4 protein-coding genes are annotated in these 3,660 nt (G+C 57.2%); 3 read left to right on the forward strand and 1 reads right to left on the reverse strand.

Annotation, left to right across the window (positions count from 1 at the left end; genetic code table 11):
• The coding region (locus tag ABJK56_RS14610; RefSeq protein WP_347245403.1) for a hypothetical protein at positions 1 to 1,321 on the reverse strand (1,321 nt) is incomplete at its 3' end.
• A 362-nt stretch (positions 1,322 to 1,683) separates the two neighbouring features.
• Here ABJK56_RS14610 and ABJK56_RS14615 point away from each other — a divergent pair.
• From ABJK56_RS14615 to ABJK56_RS14625, 3 genes are all read left to right on the forward strand, one after another.
• Positions 1,684 to 2,154 (forward strand): helix-turn-helix domain-containing protein, encoded by a 471-nt coding sequence (locus ABJK56_RS14615; RefSeq protein WP_347245404.1) that lies wholly within the window; start codon positions 1,684 to 1,686, stop codon positions 2,152 to 2,154.
• A 5-nt stretch (positions 2,155 to 2,159) separates the two neighbouring features.
• The gene (locus ABJK56_RS14620) at positions 2,160 to 2,609 is read left to right on the forward strand and encodes a hypothetical protein (protein ID WP_347245405.1); all 450 of its coding nucleotides are present in this window, start codon (positions 2,160 to 2,162) and stop codon (positions 2,607 to 2,609) included.
• A 68-nt stretch (positions 2,610 to 2,677) separates the two neighbouring features.
• Positions 2,678 to 3,019, forward strand: a complete 342-nt coding sequence (locus tag ABJK56_RS14625) for a Mu transposase C-terminal domain-containing protein (RefSeq protein WP_347245406.1) — start codon at positions 2,678 to 2,680, stop codon at positions 3,017 to 3,019.
• Positions 3,020 to 3,660 lie beyond the last annotated feature (641 nt).

Consider the following 3,660-nt stretch of genomic DNA (forward strand, 5'->3'; position numbering starts at 1 on the left):
CGGCCACCCGCACCCGGATGGCGCTGATGCAGTCGTCGCCGGCAATGGCCCGGGCCGCCTCTAGGGTGGTCAATAACAGGGGTGGAGGGTGAAAATAGAGGGTTGTGGTGATCTGAAGGGTTGATGGTCTGATCACTTTAGGCGCAACGGGCGTGCCGTTTTCATCATAGAGCAGAGTGATTTGGGGTGGGAAGTAGAGTTCAAGGGGCACCATTGTCAGGCCTTCGGCGGAGAGGCCCAGTTTGTCAGACCTAAAAGTCCCCACAACATGAGACACGAAAGGACGGAGTGGCCTATGGACTCCTTCACAGGGTTTCACAACCTCCATTTCTAACACAAGAGAATTCCTTTGAGGGAGAGCAGAGGAAAACAGCAGATGGTACTGAACGCAACTTTTCGGAAAATGGAGAGCCCCACTTGCCAGGCCCACTTGTTGTATTATCATTCTCGGTAGTTCCGGATATACTTCCTCGGCTATCCTCGTTTCTGCCGTAAAGAGAGGTCGGCGAGGCAATGTATTCAAATAGACAAACCCTCCTTGTTGAAGAATATCATTAATACCCCTAGTTTCTGGTGGCACTTCTACTGGGATAGCTTCAACCGTTAGGGTAAAGGAGACGAAGGGAGTAATATTCACAATAACAGGAACAAAGACCATGTCGCTAGTAGTACGTGTCTGCGTCATTATGCTTCCTTCCAGCAGAGCATGGCTTAGACCCACCAAGGTTTCTTCCGCATCGGGGTCCACACCTGCCAAAAGCCCCTCCAGAGAAAATATGCAAGATGGAATGGGTATCAAGCCAACTCGTTTCTCCAGCGGAATCCTGAGCAGTTCGCCTGCAGGGTCCGAGTACGAAAGGTAATACCAATCCTGAACATCCCTATAGACATATAGCCCTGTATCTTCCTCCTGGATGCACCGCAAAGCATAGACTCCTTCGGGAAGGGAGCGAGTGATGGCTTGTTGGAGCGCTATGGTCCAATAACCCAATGTAGCCACCGGTGCTGCAACTTCCACGCCCGGGATACTCCGGATGGCCTCATATTGGGCAAATGTAATCCCACCCGGGATGCTCAAAAGGTAATTGGGCTGTACCAGTTGATATTCTTCTTCCACCTGGGAGCGATAGCCGGGGGGTCTGACGACAATATCATACGTTGTGCGCCAATAACGGGCGAGATCTTCTTCCACTCGCGTGACGGTGGTTTCGGAGGCGGAAAGGAACAATACAAAGGCTGTACTAACGATCAACACCCCGTTAAGGAGAAGGGCTGCCTGGAAGATCCGCCTTTGTAGTGAAGAGAGCAACAATCGGTTCATTTCTAAATCTATTGAAAAGGGGGTGAGAATCTCAGACCCTATTGGTCAGTCAACTGCAATTTTGTGGGTCTACATGCCCTGCATGTAGGCAGTTCTGACCCCCAAATATAAACTTGACGGGCCGCTACTCTCGTGCAGGAAAGATTTGCGCGGTCTGCCCCCTCGCCATTCCCTAATGAGGAACGTGCGGGATGGTTCATAATTGGTGACACTTCCAGCACGACTTTTTAAGTTTGCATGCTGTTGAATCCCATAAAAGTCGTACCGGGTAAAAGTCCCGAAAACTCATACCGCCACTTGCGCTCCACCAGCAAGTCGGGTATCCTGTACCCAGAACTCTTTCTGTGTCCAGGAGGTGCCCCATGGGACAACGAGGCAGTCCAACTACGCTGGAAGAGCGCGTGGAAATCGCCGAGCGAGCCCAGGCCGGAGAAACCGACCTGGCTATCGCGGCCGCTATCGGACGTTCGGTCTGGACAGTCCGCAAATGGCGCCGGAGGCATCAGCAGCAGGGACAGGACGGACTGGTTTCATCGATGGGAAGGCCTCCCTCCGGTGCATTGGGCTCATTCCCGCCTGAAGTCCGGGATGCCCTCCGCCGACTCCGGGAGGAGCACCCCGGCTGGGGGCCGGAAACCCTGCGCCTGGAATGGGAGCCCCACCTTTCCAACCCGGCTTCCCTGCCCAGCCGGTCGCGTATTGCCGCTTTCCTGCGCCAGGAAGGGCTCACCCGCCCGTATGAGCGCCGCCAATCTCTCCCTCAGCCAGAAGCCGGACGCCCTCAGCATCCTCACGAAGTGTGGGAAGTGGATGCCCTTCGGGTCACAAGGTGAGCATCGTGAACATCGTGGACGTGGTCAGCCGGCTGAAGGTGGAAAGCGCTCCCTGCTGGCAGGTTTCCCATCCCAGCCGGTTGGATTACCAGATGGGTCTGCGGCGGGGGTTCCTCCGCCACGGGTTGCCTCAGCGGGTCACGCTGGACCACGATACCGTCTTCTACGGCCTTGGGCCGAGGGCCCTTCGGCCCGAGGACAATGCTTCGGCTTCTCCTTTTCCCACCCCGCTGCATCTGTGGCTGATCGCTCTGGGCGTGGAGGTCTTGTTCATTAAGCACCCACCGCCGCGAGACCACAGCCAGATTGAACGGGATCACCAGACGATGTATCGGCAGGCCCTCTTGGGGACATCGCTGACCGATGAGAAGGCGGTCTGGCGCGCTCTGGACCAGGACGGGAGTTTCTCAACACCCGATACCCGTGCCGCAGTCTGGGAGGCCAGCCACCCCTGACGACCTTTCCGGAGGCCCGCCATTCCGGGCAGCCCTATCGGTTGGAGTGGGAAGAAGAGCTGCTGGATATGCAGCGAGTCGCCCAGTACTTGGCGGAAGGCCGCTGGTTTCGGCGGGTCAGTTCACAAGGGCAGATCGCGCTGGGCGGTCAGTCCTACTACCTCGGCTCCGCCTTTGCGGGTCAGAAGGTGGAGATCCGGTTTGACCCCCAGAAGTGGGAACTGGTCTGCCGCCCGGAGAAAGGAGGCCCTCCGGTGCGCCTGCCCATTCGGGGGCTGACCAAGGCTGACCTGATGGGAGAGTTGAGTCCACTGCGGGCAGTTCCGGCGTACCAGCTGGCGCTTCCCCTCTCGGTCGCCGAGTGGCGGCAATTGGGCCTGGCGGAGGCCCTGACCGGTACGACTTTTTGAGACTTCAGCCCGGTACGACTTTACGAGACTCAACACGACTTTAGCCCTTTCTTCTGCCTTTTTGAGCACTACAAAAGTCGTGTTCCAGCTTGCCTGAATTGCCCTTCTTCCCCCTTGCCCTCCCCTCGCCCGCCGCCGAAGACGAGCGGGAGAGGGGATGGGCCGGGGGAGGGGAGAGGGCACCAAGCGGCATTTTTGTCGCCAGCCAAAAGTGTCACCAATTTCGGGTGAAAAATGAACTATCCTGAACGTGCCAGACGCTTGCGAAAGTGCCTGGCATGCCACTTCTCTGTCCACGGTAAAGCAGATCCCCATGCGAATCCCCAAAGAGCCAATCGTTGGAAGGAGAAAGGCATAAAACCCGGTCATCCAGAACGGCGCGGGCACTGCATCTGGTGGGAGTGACTACCACCAACAACGCATAGAGCAAATGATATTACACGGCCCTTCATAACCGAAACAAGGATCAACGATGCGGCCTAAGTCTGCACAGCAGTAACCGCCTCTCCACCAACCACAAATCATACCGCAACTACATACCGGATTCGGCAGCACGCATCCCATTGGTTGCGGCGGCGCCCCGGGGGCCGCCCCCACCGGCCGCGCCATCGCCAGCGAGAGCACCGCCAGCAGGAAGGCCA

The sequence above is a fragment of the Thermogutta sp. genome, from assembly GCF_039793925.1.
Lineage (GTDB): Bacteria > Planctomycetota > Planctomycetia > Pirellulales > Thermoguttaceae > Thermogutta.